This window comes from Pontibacter locisalis, assembly GCF_042684605.1.
In the GTDB taxonomy this organism is placed as follows: Bacteria; Bacteroidota; Bacteroidia; order Cytophagales; family Hymenobacteraceae; genus Pontibacter; species Pontibacter locisalis.
On the sequence record NZ_JBHULU010000009.1, the window covers coordinates 27,475 to 48,966 of the forward strand.

General features: G+C 43.0%; 20 protein-coding genes. 10 read left to right on the forward strand and 10 right to left on the reverse strand.

Features of this window, described 5'->3' with window-relative positions; translation table 11 throughout:
- Positions 1–275: 275 nt before the first annotated feature.
- The 3 genes from ACFSRY_RS05790 to ACFSRY_RS05800 are packed head-to-tail and all read right to left on the reverse strand — an operon-like array spanning position 276 to position 2,205.
- Positions 276–878: a hypothetical protein gene (locus ACFSRY_RS05790; protein WP_377503976.1), complete on the reverse strand. Its 603-nt coding sequence runs from the start codon at positions 876–878 to the stop codon at positions 276–278.
- Positions 865–1,356: an RNA polymerase sigma factor gene (locus tag ACFSRY_RS05795; protein ID WP_377503978.1), complete on the reverse strand. Its 492-nt coding sequence runs from the start codon at positions 1,354–1,356 to the stop codon at positions 865–867. The genes ACFSRY_RS05790 and ACFSRY_RS05795 overlap by 14 nt, the downstream gene beginning before the upstream one ends.
- Positions 1,357–1,359: 3 nt before the next feature.
- Entirely contained in the window at positions 1,360–2,205 is an 846-nt protein-coding gene (locus ACFSRY_RS05800; RefSeq protein ID WP_377503980.1) for an alpha/beta fold hydrolase, read from the reverse strand.
- 201 nt (positions 2,206–2,406) lie between these two features.
- Here ACFSRY_RS05800 and ACFSRY_RS05805 point away from each other — a divergent pair, with 201 nt between their 5' ends.
- Positions 2,407–3,324: an NmrA family NAD(P)-binding protein gene (locus ACFSRY_RS05805; protein ID WP_377503982.1), complete on the forward strand. Its 918-nt coding sequence runs from the start codon at positions 2,407–2,409 to the stop codon at positions 3,322–3,324.
- A gap of 92 nt (positions 3,325–3,416) precedes the next feature.
- Here the strand turns inward: ACFSRY_RS05805 and ACFSRY_RS05810 are convergent, their stop codons facing one another.
- Together ACFSRY_RS05810 and ACFSRY_RS05815 are read right to left on the reverse strand one after the other, a co-directional pair.
- Positions 3,417–3,578, reverse strand: coding sequence for a hypothetical protein (locus tag ACFSRY_RS05810; RefSeq protein WP_377503984.1), 162 nt, complete (start codon positions 3,576–3,578; stop codon positions 3,417–3,419).
- Between the two features lie 90 nt (positions 3,579–3,668).
- Positions 3,669–5,063 carry an arginine decarboxylase gene (locus ACFSRY_RS05815; protein WP_377503986.1) on the reverse strand — a complete coding sequence of 465 codons (1,395 nt, stop codon included), beginning with the start codon at positions 5,061–5,063 and terminating at the stop codon, positions 3,669–3,671.
- Between the two features lie 175 nt (positions 5,064–5,238).
- On the opposite strand from ACFSRY_RS05815, the gene rocF reads away from it, so the two are divergent.
- Genes rocF through ACFSRY_RS05835 form a run of 4 tightly spaced genes read left to right on the forward strand, consistent with a single transcriptional unit; the run spans position 5,239 to position 9,602 of the window.
- Positions 5,239–6,210 carry an arginase gene (gene rocF / locus ACFSRY_RS05820; protein WP_377503988.1) on the forward strand — a complete coding sequence of 324 codons (972 nt, stop codon included), beginning with the start codon at positions 5,239–5,241 and terminating at the stop codon, positions 6,208–6,210.
- Positions 6,210–8,000, forward strand: a complete 1,791-nt coding sequence (gene argS, locus ACFSRY_RS05825) for an arginine--tRNA ligase (protein WP_377503990.1) — start codon at positions 6,210–6,212, stop codon at positions 7,998–8,000. The genes rocF and argS overlap by 1 nt, the downstream gene beginning before the upstream one ends.
- 18 nt (positions 8,001–8,018) lie before the next feature.
- Positions 8,019–8,618, forward strand: coding sequence for a glutathione peroxidase (locus tag ACFSRY_RS05830; RefSeq protein WP_377503992.1), 600 nt, complete (start codon positions 8,019–8,021; stop codon positions 8,616–8,618).
- Between the two features lie 51 nt (positions 8,619–8,669).
- The gene (locus ACFSRY_RS05835; protein ID WP_377503994.1) at positions 8,670–9,602 is read left to right on the forward strand and encodes a 1,4-dihydroxy-2-naphthoate polyprenyltransferase; all 933 of its coding nucleotides are present in this window, start codon (positions 8,670–8,672) and stop codon (positions 9,600–9,602) included.
- A gap of 129 nt (positions 9,603–9,731) precedes the next feature.
- On the opposite strand, the gene ACFSRY_RS05840 is transcribed toward ACFSRY_RS05835, so the two are convergent.
- The gene (locus tag ACFSRY_RS05840) at positions 9,732–11,138 is read right to left on the reverse strand and encodes a DEAD/DEAH box helicase (protein WP_449301366.1); all 1,407 of its coding nucleotides are present in this window, start codon (positions 11,136–11,138) and stop codon (positions 9,732–9,734) included.
- 709 nt (positions 11,139–11,847) lie between these two features.
- Here ACFSRY_RS05840 and ACFSRY_RS05845 point away from each other — a divergent pair.
- The 3 genes from ACFSRY_RS05845 (at position 11,848) to ACFSRY_RS05855 (ending at position 14,689) form a co-directional block, all read left to right on the forward strand.
- Positions 11,848–12,600 (forward strand): YebC/PmpR family DNA-binding transcriptional regulator, encoded by a 753-nt coding sequence (locus ACFSRY_RS05845; protein WP_377503998.1) that lies wholly within the window; start codon positions 11,848–11,850, stop codon positions 12,598–12,600.
- Between the two features lie 140 nt (positions 12,601–12,740).
- Positions 12,741–13,856, forward strand: coding sequence for a CaiB/BaiF CoA transferase family protein (locus ACFSRY_RS05850; protein WP_377504000.1), 1,116 nt, complete (start codon positions 12,741–12,743; stop codon positions 13,854–13,856).
- A gap of 152 nt (positions 13,857–14,008) precedes the next feature.
- On the forward strand, positions 14,009–14,689 hold the full coding sequence (locus ACFSRY_RS05855; RefSeq protein WP_377504002.1) for a hypothetical protein: 681 nt from the start codon (positions 14,009–14,011) through the stop codon (positions 14,687–14,689).
- 60 nt (positions 14,690–14,749) lie between these two features.
- On the opposite strand, the gene ACFSRY_RS05860 is transcribed toward ACFSRY_RS05855, so the two are convergent.
- Positions 14,750–15,490, reverse strand: a complete 741-nt coding sequence (locus tag ACFSRY_RS05860; RefSeq protein WP_377504004.1) for a phenylalanine 4-monooxygenase — start codon at positions 15,488–15,490, stop codon at positions 14,750–14,752.
- Between the two features lie 500 nt (positions 15,491–15,990).
- Between ACFSRY_RS05860 and ACFSRY_RS05865 the strand changes: the two genes are divergently transcribed.
- Both ACFSRY_RS05865 and ACFSRY_RS05870 read left to right on the forward strand, forming a co-directional pair.
- A complete protein-coding gene (locus ACFSRY_RS05865) occupies positions 15,991–16,974 on the forward strand; it encodes a sulfatase-like hydrolase/transferase (protein WP_377504006.1) in 984 nt (327 codons plus the stop codon).
- 72 nt (positions 16,975–17,046) lie between these two features.
- A complete protein-coding gene (locus ACFSRY_RS05870; RefSeq protein ID WP_377504008.1) occupies positions 17,047–18,201 on the forward strand; it encodes a hypothetical protein in 1,155 nt (384 codons plus the stop codon).
- A 40-nt stretch (positions 18,202–18,241) separates the two neighbouring features.
- On the opposite strand, the gene ACFSRY_RS05875 is transcribed toward ACFSRY_RS05870, so the two are convergent.
- The 3 genes from ACFSRY_RS05875 to ACFSRY_RS05885 form a co-directional block, all read right to left on the reverse strand.
- The gene (locus tag ACFSRY_RS05875; protein ID WP_377504010.1) at positions 18,242–20,131 is read right to left on the reverse strand and encodes an ABC-F family ATP-binding cassette domain-containing protein; all 1,890 of its coding nucleotides are present in this window, start codon (positions 20,129–20,131) and stop codon (positions 18,242–18,244) included.
- A gap of 89 nt (positions 20,132–20,220) precedes the next feature.
- Complete coding sequence (locus ACFSRY_RS05880; protein WP_377504012.1) at positions 20,221–20,610, reverse strand: SPW repeat protein; 390 nt, start codon at positions 20,608–20,610, stop codon at positions 20,221–20,223.
- A gap of 90 nt (positions 20,611–20,700) precedes the next feature.
- The gene (locus tag ACFSRY_RS05885; RefSeq protein ID WP_377504014.1) at positions 20,701–21,204 is read right to left on the reverse strand and encodes an RDD family protein; all 504 of its coding nucleotides are present in this window, start codon (positions 21,202–21,204) and stop codon (positions 20,701–20,703) included.
- Positions 21,205–21,492 lie beyond the last annotated feature (288 nt).

The window sequence follows — 21,492 nt, forward strand, 5'->3', positions numbered from 1 at the left end:
CATATCCTTACCCAATTGCTTATCTGTGAATTTCATAAGAAAAAACTAAAGTACATAAAGACTAATCTTGTTGACTTGATTGCTCCGAGCTGTACCAATTCTAAGGTTCGAATTAGAATGTAGTTTAACTTGCTTTGCCAGCGTGAGCGTGCGCTTTATAATAATGGGACAGAAATTTGACGTAGGGACTTATACTCTACAGGTAAAGTACTTGTGGGTGGCACCGCAGCTTATAGTTAGGGAGGAGCTGGCTTAATAAACCTGTGGTCAACAAACTACTCCGACAGCTGTTTGCTTAAATTATGCAGCTCTGCAATAACACTTTCAATTCTGTTTCTTTCTCTCTTAAGCAAGCGCTTGCCCATGATAAGGTAAGCAAAGATCATCCAACCAACATAAATGGTCCCAAACACCAACAGAAACGTTGCCGAAGCACCGTCTAAGACTTCTATCAAGTATAAGCCCATGGCCAGGTTAAGCAGCACGAAGTATAATGGCTTATTCCATTTTAACTGTCGCTGCCTGAAAGTGTAATATGCTTCCCATTCGGCTAGATGCTTACGTGGAGCTGCGGTATCATTTATTCGTTTAACTTTTAAGTAAGTTGATAACATTATAAAAGCTTGGCTCAGGCAAATTAAACAAACTAGGGCCATGGCAGCATAGGTATACCAATGCTCAAAATCAAAACCACCCCAAATTGCTAGTGCCGCAATAAAAGCAGCTGTTAATAGGAGGCAGACAGCGCCATTTCTTTGCTCATTTTGCAGCTTCTTTTTTGTTTGAGCCGAAGCTTTTGCTAAATCCGGCATTTTTGGGGCAGGCTTTTCAGGAATACTTTGCTGCCATATATGTTTTAGTTCATCAAACTCTTGCATAGGTATTGTAAGTTTCTGTGAGTTGTTTCTTGATGCGATGTATTTTTACCCTTAGGTTGTTCTCTGAAATGCCCGCAATGGTGGCAATGTCTTCGTAAGGCAGGTCTTCAAGCACCATTGATATAATGAGTCTATCGGTTTCTGGTAGCTTGCTGATGCTTTTGTAGAGCAACTGCACCTCATTTTCTTGATTGCCTTCTTCCTCTGCGAAGTTGCTTAAAATTTCAGCATCCACCTTCTCCGGATTCTTTTTCTCTTTGCGGAGGTACATGAGGCAGGTATTTACTGCGATGCGGTATATCCAGGTGCCCCAGTTCGCTTCGCCTCTGTAATTTTGCATGTTGTTCCAGACGGCTATAAACGACTCCTGCAGCAAGTCATCTGCCTGTGCGGCTGTGCCCGTATATCCCAAGCACAGCTTCCGTATGCCCGGCCCATATTGCGTGTAGAGTTGAGTAAATAATTCCCGCTGCGACATAACTTATTTTAAAAAGGTATCAATCTCAGCATAAAACCACTGTGGTGTATCATACATTATAAAGTGCTTGCTGTCGGCAACATGTATGGTTTTGTTTTGAAGGTTGGCATATTGCGCTGCCAGCACTTTCAAGGAGTTTTCTTTTGTGTTGTAGATGCTCCCTAGAACCAGTACTGGTTGCTTTATCCTAGCTATCTGCTCTCTTAGATCTGTAGTAGACATTTCGATAAGTGTAAGACCCAGCGTCCTTCTGTCGCTCTTAAACTGCCAGGTAGCAATCTGTTTTGCCCTTACGCTATCTTCTACCTGGTACTTCATAGCTTTGGCGGTTCTGCCAATAAATCCTTCGCTAGGTAAATCCTCGAAATTTTTTACCACCTGTTCAGCATTCATGTATGGACTGTTCTTCATGGCTTCGGCCGTTACAGCAGGGTCATTCATTGCCGAGATAAAGGGTACACCATCCACACAAATCACTTTTCCAAACAGATCAGGAGCCTCGCTGCTAGCCCAAAGACTTATGAAAGCGCCTAAACTGTGGCCTATCAGTACAGGGCTTTTAAGTTTATTTTGCTTTACGTATCCAATGATATCATTTTTGACGGTCTGCAGGATTGGCGCATCAATGGCAGGTACGCCTGCAAAGCCCGCTAAAGTTAAAATATGACACTCGTACTTATCTTTTAAATGGTCTACTGTTTCTTTCCATACTTCTCCGCTGCAGCTGTAGCCCGGTATCAGTAAGATAGGTTTGCCTTTGCCGATTACCTGTACCTTAAAAGCGCTACTCTGCGCAAATGTAGTAGTCAAAGTAAAAAATGCTAAAACTAAAATTAGTGCCTTTTTCATAACAGATGTCGTTTTATGTTCCCTTTGTTTCATTTACATCTATTTGATGCAGCGTTTCCTGAATTATTACACCTGCAAAGACATTTTTATAGGATTAATTATTTCCTGGGAAAAAGAAGCTTCTGTAATTAGTAGAGGTATTGTGTTAGCAAGACTAACAAAGTTGTGCGTATGCTGTTAAGGTTGAAATGCTAAAATCAGATGATGACACAAAACAATAGAGCCACTAGCGGACAGGTAATTGTTCTGGCAGGTGCTACCGGAGACCTTGGTAGTCGGATAGCGCAGTCACTTCTAAAGCGCAGTGCAAATATAAGGGCAATTGTGCGGGCAGGAAGCTCCAATGATAAGGTTACAGCTTTACAAAAGCAAGGGGCAACCATTGTGGAGGTAGATTATGGTAGTGCCTCTGATTTAGTAAAAGCCTGCCATGGTGCATCATGTGTTGTGTCTGCTTTGTCCGGACTGCGGGAGGTCATCTTAGATGTGCAAACCAAGCTTTTGGACGCGGCAGTTGAGGCCGGTGTACCTCGTTTTATTCCTTCCGATTTCGCTATTGATTTTACTAAGCTACCTTATGGTACTAATAGGAATCTGGACCTCAGAAAAGAGTTTCACGAGCGGCTTAATAAAGCTCTGATTGCTCCGACATCAATCTTGAATGGTATGTTCTCTGACTTGCTTACCGGTCAGGCACCGCTGGTGCAGTTCGGGCTAAAGAAGGTAATCTATTGGGGAGACGCGGATCAGTTGCTTGACTTTACAACGATGGATAATACAGCAGAATATACGGCTGCAGCCGCTCTTGACCCTCACACACCACGTTACCTGCGGATTGCCGGAGATGTACTAAATGCCTATGGGTTAAGAGATGCTGCAAGTGAGGCAACAGGTAAAAAGTTCGGTTTGATTCGGGTTGGAGGACTGGGAGTGCTTGATACAATGATAAAGGTTACAAAGTTTATAATACCTGGCAACGATGAGGTTTATCCGCCTTGGCAGGGCATGCAGTATATGCGCAACATGTTAAGCGGACTTCCAAAGTTAGAACCGCTCGATAATGACCGTTACTCAAGTATCCAGTGGACACCTGTACGGGAGGTGCTGGCGAATCGGTGAGTAAAAATTAGAGAGTTTTATACATAACAAGAAAAGCCGGTTGTGAACCGGCTTTTCTTGTTATTATCTCTTACTAGTAGCGGGCAGCCTTATTAGCTGTTTGCTGTGCTTGTAGTTTCTACTGTAGCATCAGTTGCTACGGTAGTCTTTGCGTCTGACTCAACTTGGGCATAGTTGTAGGCCGGGCAATATGTTTTACAAGACGCCATGCCAAGCGCTAAGAATAAACTACCCACTGCTAATACTCTTTTCATATTAATGTTTGTTTGGAGATTTAAACCAAAAATAGTATTTTTCTATTAAATGCAAAATTCTTCGGCTAAAAAGTTCTGCTAAATCCGTGTCTATACTTCGTAGCCTAGTATTCTTAGCATTGCCTCGCTGCTTTGCTCTGGCGCAAACTGCCAGGTTTTCAAATTGCCTTCTTCGTCACGGTCCACCAGAATATGTTGAGGCGATGGGATCAGGCAGTGCTTTATACCGCCATAACCGCTTAATTGTTCCTGGTAAGCACCTGTATGGAAGAAGCCGATGTACAAAGGCTCTTCCTTAGGAATCTTCGGCAGGAACACCTGGAAGGAGTGCATCTCCGAATTATAGTAGTCCTGGCTATCACAGGTCATGCCACCTAACTGTATTTTACGGTACTCCTTGTCCCAATGGTTGATCGCCAGCAAGGGCCAACGCTGGTTAAGAGCCCAGGCATCCGGCAGGTTCGTAATGAAAGAACCATCGATCATGTACCACAACTCCTTGTCGTTCTGTAGTTTCTCATCCAGAATAGAGTAAATGTTAGCGGCACTTTCACCTACAGTAAAAATACCGAACTCCGTGAAGATATTTGGCTCTGGCACACCTTCCTCATTACAGATACGCTTGATCGTACGAAGGATCTCCTCAGTCATGTACTTGTAATCGTAATCTGCCTGGATAGAAGTCTTGATCGGAAAGCCCCCGCCAATGTCAATCGTATCAAGCTCCGGGCATACCTTCTTTACCTCTGCATACTTATGCACAAAGCGGCTAAGCTCAGACCAGTAATAAGAAGTGTCTTTTATACCAGTGTTGATAAAGTAGTGCAGCATCTTTAGTTCAAACCTGTTATCAGGCTTTATTTGCTGCTCATACAGGTCAATTACATCGTTGTAACGAACACCAAGCCTTGAGGTATAAAACTCAAATTTAGGTTCTTCGTCTGATGCAAGCCGGATACCTACCTTTGTTTTGGCATTTACGTGCTCTTTGTAGTAATCTATCTCCCCAAGGTGGTCAAGAATAGGCATACAATTAACAAAGCCCTCGTTAATGAGCTCAGTTATCCATTGGCGGTAACGCTTGCGCTTAAAGCCGTTACAAACAATATAAGTGTTCTTGTTTATTTTTCCTTTTTTGTAAAGAGCCCGTACGATTTGCATATCATACCCCGAAGAAGTTTCGATGTGAATATCATTCTTCAAGGCCTCCTCCATAACAAAGGAAAAGTGCGATGCTTTGGTACAATAGCAGTAAGTATAGGTGCCGTTATAATCGAGCTTTTCAATAGCCTCGTTAAACAGGCGCTTAGCACGCTGTATCTGAGAACTGATCTTTGGCAAATATGTTAGCTTAAGAGGAGTGCCATACTTTTTGATGATATCCATTAGCGGAATACCATTAAAATGTAGTTCATTATTTTCTACGGTAAACTCTTCTGTAGGAAAATCGAATGTTTGGTGAATCAGATCAGTGTATTTATCCATTCTGTGGTGCTAGGTTAAGAAAACATGCAATATTGATTGTATTTTACCATCTTTGCAAAAACTTTGTTCAGATTATGTGAAACGTTCATTAATTTATACATATCACACCTAAATAAAGGCGATAAATAAATAAATGTTCAGTTTCATGTGGTTAGGTAAAATCTAAGTAAAACACATGAAAAAAATTAAACTGATAGAAGTAAGATCGGAGTTAGGGGCCGGAACAAGAGGAGCCAGTATGGGCATTGATGCGCTGCGTGTAGCCTGCTGGGATAAAGGCTCTGATTATTTCAAACGTTTTAACTCTGTAAGTGTTCCTGATCTTAACTATACACTTTTTGATAAGGATGTTTTTCCAAATGCACACCGGATTGACAGTATCCTTGCCGTACAGAAAAATATTGCCAATGCCGTAGAGCAGACCATCAACATGGGCATGTTCCCGTTGGTGCTGGCCGGTGATCACTCCAATGCACACGGTACCATTGCGGGAATCAAAGCGGCTTATCCAGAAAAAACGTTAGGCGTGATCTGGATAGATGCCCATGCTGATATTCATTCTCCTTACACTTCACCTTCGGGTAACGTGCACGGTATGCCACTGGCAATGGCCTTGAACGTGGATAACCTGGACCGCCAGATAAATGATCCTGCGCCGGAAACTGTGTTTTTCTGGAACTCACTTAAGAAGTTAGGCTTTGACGGACCTAAGCTGAAGCCGGAGCACCTGGTGTACATTGTTGTTCGAGACACTGAGGAACCAGAAGATTACTTTATCAGCAAGTATGGGATTAAGAACTTTACTTATGATGAGGTGAACCAGAAAGGAGTGCCAAGGATAGCTGAAGAAGCGCTGGAGCGCCTGAAAGATTGTGATATAATTTATGTATCTTTTGACGTGGATAGCCTTGACTCCAAGTTTTCGAAAGGGACAGGCACACCCGTTGAGGTTGGCCTTACGGTAACGCAGGCGAAAGAGCTTAACCACTTACTGTTGCAGGACCCGCGCGTAGTCTGCTACGAAATGACAGAGATCAACCCGACACTTGATACAGAAAACACGATGGCCGAAAACGCCTTCGATATACTAGAAGCTGCCACCGACGCAATTTTACACCGAGAATTTAGCAAAACAGCCATACATTAATGCAACTTCAAAACGCCATTAGCCAGAGTATAAGCCAGGCACTCCAAGACCTGTTCAATGTTTCAGTGGATGCTTCGCAGATTGCGCTGCAACCAACAAGAAAAGAGTTTGCCGGCTCCTTTACGTTTGTTACGTTCCCTTATACCAAACAGGCTGGCAAAGGCCCTGAGCAGATCGGGCAGGCACTGGGAGAGTACCTGAAGGAGAATACCAGTGAAGTGAAAGATTTTAACGTAGTGAAGGGCTTCCTGAACCTGGAGGTAAAGGAAACAGAATGGCTGAAGTTGTTCCGCGGCCTGATGCAGAACCCGAGCTTCGGGCAGGGCGAGCCGAGCGGCCGTAATGTGATGGTGGAGTACTCTTCTCCAAACACAAACAAGCCATTGCACCTGGGTCACCTGCGCAATAACTTCCTGGGCTATTCTGTTTCAGAAATTCTGAAGGCAAATGGTCATGAGGTGATGAAGGTGAACCTGGTGAACGACCGTGGCATCCATATCTGTAAGTCAATGCTGGCTTATGAGAAGTTGGGCAATGGTGAAACTCCGGAAAGCAGCGGCATCAAAGGCGACCATTTGGTGGGCAAATACTATGTGCTGTTCGACAAAGCTTATAAAGAGCAAATCGATGAGCTGGTGACGCAGGGTATGGACAAAGAGGAAGCCAAGAAGAAGGCTCCCTGGATGCTGGAAGCGCAGGATATGCTACTGAAGTGGGAGCAGGGCGATGAGCACGTGGTAAACCTTTGGAAAACCATGAACAGCTGGGTATACGCCGGTTTTGATCAGACCTACCGTACCATAGGAGTAGATTTTGATAAGTTCTATTACGAGTCTGAAACCTATACCTTAGGCAAAGAGCGCGTGGAGGAAGGCCTTCAGAAAGAGGTGTTCTTCAAAAAAGAGAATGGTTCGGTTTGGGTTGATCTGACAGATGAAGGCCTGGATGAAAAGCTGCTGTTGCGTGCTGACGGAACATCTGTGTACATCACCCAGGACTTAGGAACCGCAGAACTGAAGTACAATGACTTTCCGTACGATCAGTCGGTTTACGTGGTGGCTGATGAGCAGAACTACCATTTCCAGGTGCTTAAAGCTACCCTAAAGAAGCTGGGTAAGCCCTATGCGGAAGGTATTTATCATCTCTCTTACGGCATGGTTGACCTGCCCTCGGGTAAAATGAAGTCCCGTGAGGGAACTGTTGTAGATGCTGATGAGCTGGTGCAGGAGATGATAGACACGGCGCGACAGCAGACAGAGGAGTTGGGTAAGATTGATGGGTTTACACCGGAACAGGCAAAAGAACTTTATTATACGCTTGCCATGGGGGCACTTAAGTATTTCCTGCTAAAAGTGGATCCTAAGAAGCGCATGTTGTTTAACCCGCAGGAATCAATTGACTTCCGTGGAAACACTGGCCCTTTTATCCAATACACGCACGCACGTATCTCGGCTATACTTCGTAAGGCAGGGGAAATGGATATAAAGGTTGATGTGGCCTCTTTTAATGATATTGAAAAGCTGCACGAGACAGAGCAGGAGGTAATTACTCAATTGGTAAATTATCCTGCTGTGGTAAAAGAGGCAGGCAGCCTTTTTGCGCCTTCCGTAGTTGCCAATTATGCCTATGAGCTGGCAAAAGCTTATAACCGTTTCTACCAGGAGATATCCATCTTCAACGAGACGGATGAGCAGGCAAGAAACTTCCGTGTTGCACTGTCGGCAATGGTAGCGCGCCTTATACGTGAGAGTATGACTCTGCTTGGCATTGAAGTGCCGGAGCGGATGTAAGAAATTCTAAATTTAAACATGAAGTGTTTAGGAAAACTTTTGGGACTAGTGTTTGTATTAGGTATGACAGTGGCCTGTTCAGGAACCACGAGTAATAACACTATAACAGATAACTCAACAATGGCAACAGAATCTACCGCAAACACTCAGACCAGCAACTTCTATAACTTTGAAATGGCTACCCTGGATGGAAAAGAAGTTGATTTTTCGAAGTATAAGGGTAAGAAAGTGCTCCTGGTAAACACAGCCTCTGAGTGCGGGTATACCCCACAATATGCTGATTTGCAGGAGCTGCATGAAAAACACGGAGATAAAGTGACTGTGTTAGGCTTTCCGGCAAATAACTTTGGTGGTCAGGAACCAGGAAGTAGTGAGGATATTGCGGCCTTCTGCCAGAAAAATTATGGAGTGGGTTTCCAGATGTTCGATAAAATATCAGTAGCAGGAGAAGACAAACACCCACTTTATACCTGGCTGGCTCAGAATGCACCGAACCATGAAGAACCTAACTGGAATTTCTGTAAGTATCTGGTTGACGAGAATGGAAAGGTGGTAGCGTTTTATCCTTCTAAGGTAAAACCAACGGACCAGGAGATACTTACTGCTATTCAAAAATAAACCTTAGCTTTACAGCTAAACAGGCATAAGGTCTGTACAAAGTTAATTGCATTGAATACCACTGAACATACTTCCCAAAGTCCAGGTCTGGTAAAGGCCTGGATTTCGGCTTTTAGGCCACGTACATTGCCATTGGCGCTTTCCTGTATAGGTATGGGTGGCTTTATGGCAGCGTCTAAAGGCTTTTTTGATGCTACTGTTGTGGCACTTTGTATATTAACCACCCTCTTTCTACAGGTCTTATCCAACTTGGCTAACGATTACGGAGACACCAAGCACGGAGCTGACAGTGAGCATAGGGAAGGACCCATGCGTGCAGTACAGGCTGGCCATATCCAGGCAGAGCATATGAAAAAAGGTATGCTACTGTTCAGTATGCTGTCGCTGACGTCTGGTTTGTTGCTACTGTGGATAGCTTTTGGCTCTGAAGGACTACTACTTTTCCTAATATTTCTTGCTTTGGGTTTAGCGTCTATATGGGCAGCTATCAACTATACTGCTGGCGATAAACCCTATGGGTATGCTGGTTTGGGTGATATATTTGTCTTCATATTTTTTGGCTTGGTAGGGGTGTTGGGTACTTATTACCTGCAGGCCCGGGAACTGCAGCCTGTAATTATCCTGCCTGCTCTTATCTGTGGGTTCTTCTCTACGGCTGTTTTGAATGTCAACAATATCCGGGATATCAAGTCAGATATGCTAGCAGGCAAACGTTCTATACCGGTTAGGCTAGGGCCAGAGCGTGCCCGGATTTACCACATTCTGCTGCTGTTGGGAGGCGTTTTAAGTGCTTTTGCTTATGTGCTGCTAAACTATGAAAGCCCTTGGCAGTTCCTGTTTATCCTGGTCCTTCCTTTGGTGGTTATAAATGGTGTGAATGTGTGGCAGAAGCAAAATTCAAAAGAGCTTGACCCCTACTTAAAGCAGATGGCTATTACTACCTTATTTTTTGTGCTGCTGTTCGGGATAGGGCAGGTGCTATAGCCTTAAATCCAGTTTTCCGACACAACAGGAATAGGTGCTTAAGTGAACATAGGAGCACTTGTAGCTTGTATAAAAAAGAAATAGCCGCTCTCGGGCGGCTATTGGTAAGGAGAATAAAGCTGATCAGATTTATGAGTTCTGTTGTTCGCCTCCTTGTGGCGTAGAACCTGCGCTGTTATCTCTGTCTCTGCTCTTATTTCTATTCCTGTTTCGGTTCCGGTTGTTATGTTTGCGTGGAACTCTTTCCTGCGACTGACCTTCTGCCTGTGCAGCAGGTTGTTGCTGGGAGCGTTCTGTGGGTTCAGTGTTTTTGCCTCCGCCTCTTTGCCTGTCACGAGGACCTTTACTACGGTCATTGCGTCGCTGACCACCGCCTGCACCACCATGGGTTCTGCTGCCGCCTCCGCCATGTCTGCCGCCGCCTCTGCTGTCGTGGCGTTTAGTCGGATCGTAAGCCGGGCCAGGACCGAAATCTTCAGGAAGAGGTAGCTTTGGCAGATCACGCTCAATGAGTCGCTCTACCTTCTGCACCCGGTGCATGTCCTTTTCGTTCACAAAAGTAATGGCAACACCTGTAGACGCTGCACGCGCAGTACGTCCAACACGGTGTACATAATCTTCCGCATCCTGGGGCATATCGAAGTTTACCACATGGCTAAGGCTATCGATATCTATGCCTCTGGAAAGGATGTCTGTTGCTACTAAAATCTGGTACTGCTTATTTTTGAAGCCTTGCAGCGCACGTTCACGCTCCTCTTGCGTCATGTCTGATTGAATACCCTCAGCTTCGAAACCCATTTTGCGCAACGAGCGCACAATTTGATTCACATTAGACTTCCGGGAAGTGAACACGATCATGCTTTGCACTTCCTGCTCCTGTAGTAAGTGCTCCAGTAAAGGGAGTTTTTGGTTGTCATAAGCCAGGTACAGGCGCTGATCTATACCTGCTGCTGGTTTTGAAATAGCAAGGTTTACTTCTGAAGGGTTCTGTAAAATCTGTTGCGCCAGATCCCTTATTTTTTTAGGCATAGTAGCCGAAAAAAGCAGCGTTTGACGTTCCTTAGGCAACTGCTGAATGATCTTAAGCAGGTCATCCATAAAGCCCATGTCCAGCATCTTGTCTGCTTCGTCGAGTACAAGGTGGTTTAGCTTGTCTAGCTTTACGTAGCCCATGGCCATGTGTGCCATTAAACGACCTGGAGTGGCTATGATGATATCTGCACCAGTGGTTAAGGCACGCTTCTGCTGATCCCAGTCACCGCCTTTGCTGCCACCATAGATTGCGATAGAGCTTACAGAGGCAAAATAGCCAAAGCCTTCCACCTGTTCATCTATCTGTTTTGCAAGTTCACGGGTAGGAACAAGAATCAGGGTGCTGGTATGGTCGTAATTGGCATGGGAAATCCTGTCTATCAGAGGAAGCAGGTAAGCCGCAGTCTTGCCAGTTCCGGTTTGGGCACAGGCAACGAGGTCTTTTTGCTCAAGAATAATGGGTATAGCTTGCTGTTGAACAGGAGTAGGGTTGTTGTACCCCATTGAGTCTATACCGGTAAGTACATTTTCGTGTAAGTTGAAGGAATGAAAATCCAAAGTATGATTAATTAATTAACAGACATTTCTAGGGGCAATGCGATAAATCTCAATACCCATTCTTATGTAAATATACGATAATTAAGACTTGTGCAACAGTATTAATATTTCAGGTGTCTTAAACCTTGTATATTCCAATTTTTATATATTTGTATTATACGATTATTTGCTTGTGTAAAATACTGTAATGGTTATAAATATTAAATAAACTTAATGTTGATGTTTTTGATGGATGGAATGTATTATTAGTGCTTTTGTGGTTAATGTAGTGATGGGGTAAGTTCTCTTGGTTTTGGGTGTGTATATGAAAAATCATATTTATGTGCAACATTTGTTAAGGGCGTGGCGTAAATTTATTTAGAGCTACACGCCAGTGTGGTCTGGATAAAGTATAATAACCCTTTATTTTTTACGTTATGAAAAAAATTGTACAAGAATCCCCTAACTTCTTTTTATTGTTAGGGCTCAATATTATAAACGCCATTTTTATGCTCATCTAAGTAGAGCGTATATATAAAGAATCTTAAGCAAGAGCAGCCTGGCCCGTAAGCCAGGCTGCTCTTTTTAGAAAGAAACAGGAAATTTTAACTTATTTTGTCCTGTTAGATAATGAAATGCTGTTTACCCAATACACTCAAAGAACGCCCGCAAAATTATGGCTGGACATAATAAATGGTCGCAGATAAAGCGCAAGAAAGGAGCACTGGATGCAAAACGTTCCAAGATATTTACGAAGCTGATAAAAGAAATAACAGTAGCAGCTAAAGAAGGTGGTCCGGATCCGGATGGAAACCCACGCCTGCGGCTGGCCATACAGTTGAGTAAGGCCGCTAATATGCCTAAGGATAATATTGAACGGGCGATAAAGAAGGGTGAAGGTAGCGAAGGAGATTACAGTGAAGTGACATACGAAGGGTATGCATCTAATGGGGTTGCTGTATTTATAGAGTGCCTGACTGATAATATAAACCGCACCGTTCAAAACCTGCGCACCATTTTTAATAAAGGCAATGGAAGCCTCGGCACAAATGGCTCAGTGGAGTTTCTGTTTGACCGAAAAGGAGTCTTTGTTATAAAAAAAGATCACGAAAAGCAGTTGGATGAAGGTAAGTTATTGCTTGAATTAGCAGATGGCGGGGCAGAGGACGTGGAGTTTGAGGAGGAGTACGTTACTGTTTACTCTGCCATGGAAGATTTCGGGGCTTTACAGAAAAAAATAGAAGACCTTGGTCTTAAGCTGGAGAGTGCGGAGTTGCAGCGGATACCTCAAACTACGGTTACTGTAGAAGATCCGGAAGCTGTTCGTAAAATTCTGAAATTAATAGATGCCCTGGAAGATGACGATGATATTCAGAAAGTATATCATAATCTGGAGCTGAGTGAAGAGGTGCTTGCAGAGCTAGAATAAAACTCTGGTAAAGAAACTGAAGGAGCCGTTAGATAATATCTGCGGCTCCTTTGATTTAAGACCCGGATTATCTCTTGCTCCTAAATTAATATGTGGCATGTGGTTCTGATATGTTGTGATAAATAGAAGAGATTTAGACTATGGTTGATTCAATATTTAAGGATTTACTGGTGCTTGAATTAGCAAGCGTTTTAGCTGGCCCAAGTGTTGGTCAGTTTTTTGCTGAACTGGGTGCCAAAGTAATAAAAGTGGAAAATCCTCTTACACATGGCGATGTAACCAGGAGTTGGAAACTGAAATCTGAATCAGAAGACACAGAAAAACCTGCTTATTTTTGTGCAGCTAACTGGGGTAAAATCTCATTGGCGCTGGATCTAACACAGGAGCAGGATTTGCAGCAGCTATATTCTTTAGTAGAGAAAGCTGATATTGTGATAGCCAGTTATAAGCCTGGTGATGCTGAAAAGCTAAAGGTGGATTATCAGACCCTCCAAAGCATAAATACTCGTTTAATTTACGGGCACATTACCGGCTATGGGCCAACGGATAAACGTGCCGGATACGATGCAGTAGTACAGGCCGAAAGTGGGTTCATGTACCTGAATGGTGACTTTAACAGCCTTCCTACTAAAATGCCGGTTGCTCTTATGGATATTCTTACAGCCCATCAGCTTAAGGAAGGGCTTTTAGTGGCATTACTGCAGCGGGAGCGTACGGGAAAGGGAGAGCTAGTGCAGGTTTCTTTACTGGCATCAGGTGTATCTGCACTGGCAAATCAAGCTACAAATTATCTTGTTGCAGGATATGAGCCGCAACGGATGGGGTCAGAGCACCCTAACATTGTTCCTTATGGTAAGGTGTTTTATACAAAGGATCAAAAGCCACTGGTCTTAGCTGTTGGTGATGACAGGCAGTTTAAAAAGCTTTGTGTTACTCTGGGAGCTCCCGAGCTGGCAGAACAGCCTCAATTTAAGACCAACTATAACCGGGTGCAAAACAGAGAGAAGCTAAATAAAACTTTGTCTGAGCTGATCAGAAAGCAGGAGAGGGTGCAGTTTCTGGAGCAGTTACACGAGCAGCGTATACCTGCCGGTGCTGTTAACAGTATTCCGGAAGTATTTGAGTTGCAGCAGGCACAGGAAATGCTTTTGAGACATCCTGATACTCCTCCTGGTGTACGGCAGGTTGCATTTCGGCTGGAAGGACAGGAGCTCCCTATGCCTTTGGCTCCTCCAACATTTGACCAGGGGCTTTAAACATGCCAGTAGCCGCAGGATATATCGTATAATGTGTAGAGGGAATTTGTGAAAGTAGTACGGATGCTACTTTGATTTTTAGTGTTTTTAAACAAAGTATCTGATAAACCGGTACAAATTACATCTGGCAAACCAACTGACGCAGAAAAAGAATGGAAGATAGATTAGATGATATAATTAACGGACTTCACCAAAAGTCTGTCACAAAGCAGGCAATCTACCGCAACACCAAACAAACCTTCGATAGAATGAAGGAAATTTCACAGCAGTTAATTGAAGACCTTTTGGATCGGATTTCGAGCCAGGGTGCAAAACTTGTGATAGAATACAGAAATGTGAATGAACATGAGTTTCAGATAAAGTTCTCTGGTGACCTGCTGGTGTTTGTGATGCACTCAAACATTGTTACTTTCCCGGATGATTATGAGATCATGCGGAATGACTACGTAGATGAGGACTTCAGGCGCAGGTTCTTTGGCCATATCATGGCATATAATTTTATGGCAGATACCATTAAGTATAACAGATTAGATGACCCGGGATATCTGGTAGGGCGGATGCTTATTAATATAGATAATCATTTCTGTATAGAAGGTGTGAAACAGCTGGATCTGCCACAGGATGAGATAACTAATATTGCAAAAAATAAAGTTACCGATCGCACATTACGGATCATTGTAGAAAGCGCCATGGTGGCATCTGTAAATAACGACTTGATGGGGCAGGATGTAAGTGACATTGAGCGTATCACTCTTAAACAGAAGCTTGAAAATACACACCTAAATAAACCTCATAAGCTTGGATTTCAGATTAGTCCTGAATTAACGCATTGATAATTTAAACTATAAAATATTAAGGCCCGGATAACTAGCCCGGGCCTTAATATTTTAATCCTATGCCTCTTCAAGTTCCTTTCGCAATACTTCCAGGGACTCCCTTAGCTTTGGCAGGCTTTCCAGGAGTTCCTCAAAGCTGCTTATGCAGAAGTACTGGCTTTGGAAAGTTTCTTTGATATAGCCTGTTCCCAGAATATGATCTACATCGAAATCAAACTTAGTGCTATCATCTGATACAGAAAGCCTGCTCTCGCCTACAGAAGAAAGTATTCCCGCTCCATATATACGTGCTTCACCTCCGGGCTTACGGAACAAGCCAAATTCAATTGTGTACCAGTAAATACGTGTAAGGCGGTCAATAATATCAGGTCTGTCAATGTGTTCCAGCGCCATAGCGGAGAGCTGAGCCAGGAAATCACAGTATACAGGTATTGTTAGCAGGGGCACATGGCCGAATACGTCATGGAACATATCCGGCTCTTCCAGGTAATCCAATTCCTCCATTTTTCTGATCCATACTGTGGCCGGAAACTGCTTGTTAGCGATTAGGCTGAAGAAGACCGCATCATCTACAATGCCCGGTGCCGGTACTACCTCAAAGCCTGTCAGGGGCTTCAGGCGTTTGTTTACTTCGTTAAAATTAGGAATCCTGTCTGGCTGAAAGTTAACGAGCTTTAACCCTTCAAAGAACTCAGGAATGGCTTTATCAGGCAAGTTTTCCATTTGGCGCTCAAACAGAATGGCCCATACTTTATGATTATCTTCTGTATAGCTGCTGTAGTTTTGTACTAGGTTCATGGGTTGTTTTATTAATATGTAATAAGATTTTATGAAAATGAAAAAAGCAGAGGATTGCTCCACTGCTTCGGCAGGTTCACCTATGTTTTGAAGCTTTTAACGCTTCTTAAACTTTATTTCTTAGATTTGGTGATTGCCTTAGCAGTAGCGGTAATAGCAATAATAATAGCGATAATAGCTATACACGCTAAGGCAATAAGAATAGGCAGCAGACAGCAGCACCTGGCCAAGAGAATTTGGCAGTGTAAGTGTGGTTGCTATGGCTGTCGGTTGATGCATTGGTTATTAATGTGATGCAATAATGTGAACTTCTACGGACAATTACAAAAAAAGAATGTCTTTTCTCAAAGATTATTTTTGTAGTTATACTCTAACTGCAATGCCTTAAGCTTTTCCTGTATCGTATAATATATTATCTTTTATAGGAGGGTAAGTGGATGAAAATTAATATGTTAACTGATTGTCTGAATGGTGCTCCAGAGTATAAGGGCAGCCATTTTATGAATAGGTTTCTGTACTTATCGATCCTTATTTTTATTACTTCCTGCGCATCCTCCTCCTCAGTCGGAAAGCTTAAGCCACTGCGGACTCAGAATGTAATTGTTGTGGTCATTGACGGCCCAAGATACTCTGAGACATGGGGAAATGTACCGGGGCTGATACCTAACATGTCTACTAAACTACGATCTAAGGGAGTTTTCTTCAGCAATTTTTTGAACGATGGTTATACCTACACAAACTCCGGCCATGCCGCCATCACTACAGGTGTAAACCAGCCTATAGATAATTATGGTGATGAGCTTCCTGCTAATCCTTCTATATTTCAGTACTGGCTGAAAGAAACCGGAAAGCCTGCTACAGCAGCCTGGATAGTTGCCAGTAAAGACAAGCTGCACATTCTTGCCAATACCCAGGATTCGGTTTGGTATAATAAATTTCAACCCTCTACCAATTGTGGTATAAACGGACCTGGTACTGGTTACAGGGCTGATTCGCTCACACTTTCAGAGGTTAAGAGGGTATTAGCTTCTCACCGGCCTAACCTTATGCTGGTTAATTTTATGGAGCCAGATGGTTATGCACATGCCGGTAATTCTGAGTTTTACCTAAGAGGGATTTCCCGCTCAGACAGGTACGTGAAGGAACTGTGGGATTACCTTAGAAAAGATAAGTATTACAAGAAGAACACCACGCTCCTAATTACAAATGACCATGGCAGACACTTGGATGGTATAGATGGCGGCTGGATGGAACATGGGGATAATTGCGAAGGATGCCAACATATCAGTCTTCTTGCTCTGGGGCCTGATTTTAAAAAAGGAAGTACAGTGGCAGAAAGATATACCTTGGTGGATATTCCTTCTACCATTGCTGTTATGATGGGATTTAGATTAGACCAGTCAGAAGGGCGTGTTATAATGGACCTGTTTTCGAAGAAGGCTTTGAAAAGTGTAGGGGGAAATGATTCTATCGTTAAGAAGTAGGCTGGATGATTTGATGATAGATGCTGCGCCTGGCGGCCTAAACAACAATAAAGCAGGATAAGTGTTACGGAGATGTTAGTTTTTGAGAGTTGCGACAGGAAAAAGATCTCTTTCTATGTAGTGTCTTTTATTGTCTGTCTGGCTCTAACAGGCCATTCTGCCGCTTCTGTTTATGTTCAGCCTCAAGCTGAGTCTATCACGCTGCCTTATACCCCCGATTCTGAATTCTTATCTCTTAGTGTTGAAGAAAAAGATCTTTTCTCTAGTGAAGAAGTTTTGCACTTTAAACTTATTGTTGACTACAAAGAGTTGCTAAAGGACCGGGGTGAAGAAAGAGGATACCATGCGGCCGTCATTTCTTATAAGGATAAAAAAGGTGCGGTTGTTACAGAAGAGCTAAAGGTAAAGGTAAGGGGAAACAGACGCCGTGATCCGGCTGTCTGTAAATTTCCGCCTTTGCAACTCAACTTCAAGCGGAGCACGGTAAAGCACACGGTGTTTGGTGATGTTAATAAGTTAAAGATGGTCACGCATTGTATCGGAGATGATTATGTACTGCGTGAGTACTTGGTTTATAAACTGTACAATATTGTTACGGACAGGAGTTTTAAGGTAAGACTTTGCCTGGTAAGTTATGAGGACCTGCATAATAAAAGAAAAACCGAGATAAGGTATGGGTTTCTTATAGAAGACGATGATAGTATGGCAGGGAGAAATGGTGGAGTAATCGTAGCAGATGAACTAAGGATCAGGATGGACAGAACGGACTCCTTGTCTATGGCTATGCTGGCTGTTTTTCAATTTATGATTGGGAATACAGACTGGTCTGTACCTTACAGGCACAACATCGAAATTATTCATGTCGCTCCTGATTATGTGGCCGTTCCCTTTGATTTTGATTATTGTGGTATGGTGAATGCACCCTATGCTCAGCCGCCACCTGAATTAGGTATCTCGTCTGTGCAGGAGCGTTTGTTCAGGGGGTATGGGTTTTCTGATGAAATTTATAAGAAAGTTATCGATTTCTTTAATCTACACAGAGGCGAAATCTATGCAGTATACAACAACAGTGGTATGCTGAGCAAGAGAAGCAAAAAGTACTCATTAAAGTACCTTGACAGTTTTTACAAAACCTTAAACAGACCTAAAGACTTTCAGCGGGAGATAGTAAGTGCCGGTGATTACAACCAAAAGAATATTATATCAATAAAGGGGCTGGAGAAATAATCTTTCACCAACCCCTTTTAATGTACTGCCTGACTTTGGTTTACATTAGTTCTGCTAATTCAAGCCAACGGAACTCCTTTTCTTCCAGCTGCTCGTTTATATCTTCCAGTTCTGTGGCGAGAGCGTTCAACTCCTCATGATCAGTAGTGCTACCACTGTTCATTGTTTCTATTATTGCTGTTTTACGGGTTTCTAAATGTTCAATTTCCTGCTCTAAACGCTCGTACTCCTTTTTTTCGTTAAAGGTGGCTTTGCGTTTGTTTTCTGGCTGTTGCGGTTTTCTCTCTGCAGCAGGTGCGGGTGCAGCGGCTTGTTTAACTTCTTGCTCCAGTTTATCCTGCTTTTCCTGTTCCTTTTGCCATTCCCTGTAATCTGTATAATTACCCGGGAAGTTACGTATATGTCCATCACCCTCAAACACAAAAAGGTGTTCAACCAGCCTGTCCATGAAATAGCGGTCGTGTGAAACAATAATCAAACAGCCGCCAAAGTTTAGAAGGAAGTCTTCCAGGATATTTAAGGTAATGATGTCCAGGTCGTTGGTTGGCTCATCAAGAATAAGAAAGTTCGGACTTTTTATAAGTACCCGCAGCAACTGCAGTCGCCTTTTCTCACCGCCACTTAGCTTACTAACAAAAGTGTACTGCTGTGGAGGTGAAAACTGGAAATGCTGTAAGAATTGGCTGGCGGTAATTACTTCACCGTTTGCCATTTCTACTACTTCAGCTATTTCTTTTACAATGTCTATTACACGCTGATCATCCTTATATGTTAGCTCATCTTGTGTATAGTAACCAAATACCGTTGTCTGGCCTGCCTCAATTATTCCTGAGTCTGGTGCCAATTTACCAGTTAGCATGTTCAGGAAGGTAGATTTACCAGCTCCGTTAGGTCCAACAACTCCTATCCGGTCCTTCTTTTTGAAGACATAGGAAAAATCATCTACGATTTTTTTCTCACCAAAGGATTTAGAGATATGGTCTACTTCTATGATTTTTCCGCCTTGCCGGGTTGTCTTTACTGATAGCTCTAGTTGTGGTCCGCCTGTTTTCTTTGCGGCCTTCTCCTTTAGCTCCTCAAAGGCATCTACTCTATACTTTGCTTTTGTTCCGCGCGCTTTCGGCATCCTACGTATCCACTCCAGTTCCTTGCGCATCAGGTTACGGGCCTTCTCAGTTTCGGCAGCTGCATTTTGCTCTCGTTCTGCTTTTTTTTCCAGAAAGTAGCTGTAGTTGCCCTTGTAGCTAAAGATTTCACCGTTATCAAGCTCTGCTATCTCATTGGCTACTTTATCTAGAAAATAGCGGTCGTGGGTAACCATTAGCAGTGTGGTATTTTGGGTGCTTAGGAGCCCCTCAAGCCATTCGATTGTGTCTAAATCAAGGTGGTTGGTAGGCTCATCGAGAATAAGCATGTCAGGCTCCTCGATCAGTACTTTTGCCATGGCTACTCGTTTGCGCTGCCCTCCGGAGAGATGCTTGATCTTTGTGTCGAGGTTATTGATGCCTAGTTTGGAAAGAATCTGCTTTACTTTAACCTCAAAGTCCCATGCCTGCAGTTCATCCATGCGCTCCATCAGTTGCTGCATCTTATCAGCGCTTGTGCCCGAATCCACAATGGCTGCCTCGTATTGGCTGATCAGGTCCAGCGTCTCGTTCTGCATCGAGAAAATATTCTGATGCACTGTCTGTTCCTCATCTAACTCAGGATTCTGGCCCAGGTAACCGATGCTAATTTCTTTCCTAACGCTAACGCTCCCTTCATCCGGGGGTAATTTACCTGCCAAAACATTAAGTAAAGTTGTTTTACCCGAGCCGTTTACGCCTACCAATACTATTCGCTGGCCCTGACTGATGCCGAAATTCAGGTTTTTAAAAAGCCAGCGGTCGCCAAAACTTTTTGAAATATTTTCTGCTGATAGATAATTCATATGCAAATTTAGCATTTAATCTTAAGAGCCGCAGTAAGAAAAACAGGCTGACCTTTTGGGTCAGCCTGTTTAAAAGAGCTTTAATTTTTTTAACGTACAGTTTCCTGGTGCGGATGTTTTGCCATGTAGGAACTACTTGGAACCCGGTGAGTAGTTAAAGATGCCAGAATGGCAAAAATACCAGCGATTAGATGCGGGATAAATACCCTTTCATCAAAATTGAACATCCATGGGGATAGCGCCAGTATAACACCTAAGCCAAAGTCAACCATTAAATGCGTCTGCATTGGTATCTTATGTATCACACCTACCTCAAAATCGGTAAAGATAGTCTGTAAGAGTATCAATATACCAGCAGCCACTATCGTCCAGGTAGCATAACTGACATCCGAAAAATCAAAAAGCCACGGCGAAATAATTAATACCAGTCCAACTATATAGTCCAAAATTCCGTGAAAACGGGTTGGAATAAATCTCATAATAATCCTCCTTTCAATTGTTTGTTATGTTCTTTTATACGGAAGGAGTATGTAGTGGTGTTAAAACAGTGCAATTTTTTTAGTGAATGGCTAGTCTGTAACGACCACTGTGCGTGCTATATAGTCGTGTAACATTTGCCTGCGCCTGGTAGAGAGAATAAGAAGGAATCCAAGGCAAACAGGGATGACGGATATAATCTTAGAGAAATACCTCAGGTTAGCCTGAGCAAAGCTTATTCGTTTGCCACGCAGGTCAGTTACCCGGAGGCCTAACGTAAACTTACCGATAGTAGCTTGCTTTGGCGATGACTCCAGTAGGGTATAGTACAACCAGTGCAGGACAGGTAGGTAAATGTTGAAGAACAATGTTTGAATAATTACCCATACCTCAGCAGAACTCATCGTATTATCGTGAAAGAGTTCTTTCCAGGTATAAAGTTGCTGAGGCTCATTTACGGTAGAGTAAAGAATTATAGTATACCAGAAAATGAGCAGAGAAGTGTCTACCAGGAAAGAAACAAAACGAGTTGCTAAACTGCCATACAAAGATGACCTTTGAACAGTAGGGTTCGGTACGGTAAGGGCAGTTTGCATATAGGTTTAAGTTAAGGGTCGGGTAAGGTTAATTTAAATCATTGCATTTAGCCTTTAGCAGGCTCACCTACGGAAAATAAGTCAGGGTGATTTAATAAATGTTAAATTAAAGATATAGATTTTAAACAACAAATAATTTAACAAAAATAATATTTTGGTAACACAGGTTGCAGTATAAGGCTCTTTGATATAACTAATTTGCTGTCCTTAACATTCATACTGCGTCAAATTTTTTTGTAAACGTACTTATTTAGCGGGTTAACGTTGTTTTTGCCCCATTTTATATAA

Excerpts from the sequence above, each read along its gene's own strand:
- ACFSRY_RS05790 (WP_377503976.1), bottom strand. The coding sequence starts at position 878 with ATGCAAGAGTTTGATGAACTAAAACATATATGGCAGCAAAGTATTCCT.
- ACFSRY_RS05795 (WP_377503978.1), bottom strand. The coding sequence starts at position 1,356 with ATGTCGCAGCGGGAATTATTTACTCAACTCTACACGCAATATGGGCCG.
- ACFSRY_RS05800 (WP_377503980.1), bottom strand. The coding sequence starts at position 2,205 with ATGAAAAAGGCACTAATTTTAGTTTTAGCATTTTTTACTTTGACTACT.
- ACFSRY_RS05805 (WP_377503982.1), top strand. The coding sequence starts at position 2,407 with ATGATGACACAAAACAATAGAGCCACTAGCGGACAGGTAATTGTTCTG.
- ACFSRY_RS05810 (WP_377503984.1), bottom strand. The coding sequence starts at position 3,578 with ATGAAAAGAGTATTAGCAGTGGGTAGTTTATTCTTAGCGCTTGGCATG.
- ACFSRY_RS05815 (WP_377503986.1), bottom strand. The coding sequence starts at position 5,063 with ATGGATAAATACACTGATCTGATTCACCAAACATTCGATTTTCCTACA.
- rocF (WP_377503988.1), top strand. The coding sequence starts at position 5,239 with ATGAAAAAAATTAAACTGATAGAAGTAAGATCGGAGTTAGGGGCCGGA.
- argS (WP_377503990.1), top strand. The coding sequence starts at position 6,210 with ATGCAACTTCAAAACGCCATTAGCCAGAGTATAAGCCAGGCACTCCAA.
- ACFSRY_RS05830 (WP_377503992.1), top strand. The coding sequence starts at position 8,019 with ATGAAGTGTTTAGGAAAACTTTTGGGACTAGTGTTTGTATTAGGTATG.
- ACFSRY_RS05840 (WP_449301366.1), bottom strand. The coding sequence starts at position 11,138 with ATGGGGTACAACAACCCTACTCCTGTTCAACAGCAAGCTATACCCATT.
- ACFSRY_RS05845 (WP_377503998.1), top strand. The coding sequence starts at position 11,848 with ATGGCTGGACATAATAAATGGTCGCAGATAAAGCGCAAGAAAGGAGCA.
- ACFSRY_RS05850 (WP_377504000.1), top strand. The coding sequence starts at position 12,741 with ATGGTTGATTCAATATTTAAGGATTTACTGGTGCTTGAATTAGCAAGC.
- ACFSRY_RS05855 (WP_377504002.1), top strand. The coding sequence starts at position 14,009 with ATGGAAGATAGATTAGATGATATAATTAACGGACTTCACCAAAAGTCT.
- ACFSRY_RS05860 (WP_377504004.1), bottom strand. The coding sequence starts at position 15,490 with ATGAACCTAGTACAAAACTACAGCAGCTATACAGAAGATAATCATAAA.
- ACFSRY_RS05865 (WP_377504006.1), top strand. The coding sequence starts at position 15,991 with ATGAATAGGTTTCTGTACTTATCGATCCTTATTTTTATTACTTCCTGC.
- ACFSRY_RS05870 (WP_377504008.1), top strand. The coding sequence starts at position 17,047 with ATGTTAGTTTTTGAGAGTTGCGACAGGAAAAAGATCTCTTTCTATGTA.
- ACFSRY_RS05875 (WP_377504010.1), bottom strand. The coding sequence starts at position 20,131 with ATGAATTATCTATCAGCAGAAAATATTTCAAAAAGTTTTGGCGACCGC.
- ACFSRY_RS05880 (WP_377504012.1), bottom strand. The coding sequence starts at position 20,610 with ATGAGATTTATTCCAACCCGTTTTCACGGAATTTTGGACTATATAGTT.
- ACFSRY_RS05885 (WP_377504014.1), bottom strand. The coding sequence starts at position 21,204 with ATGCAAACTGCCCTTACCGTACCGAACCCTACTGTTCAAAGGTCATCT.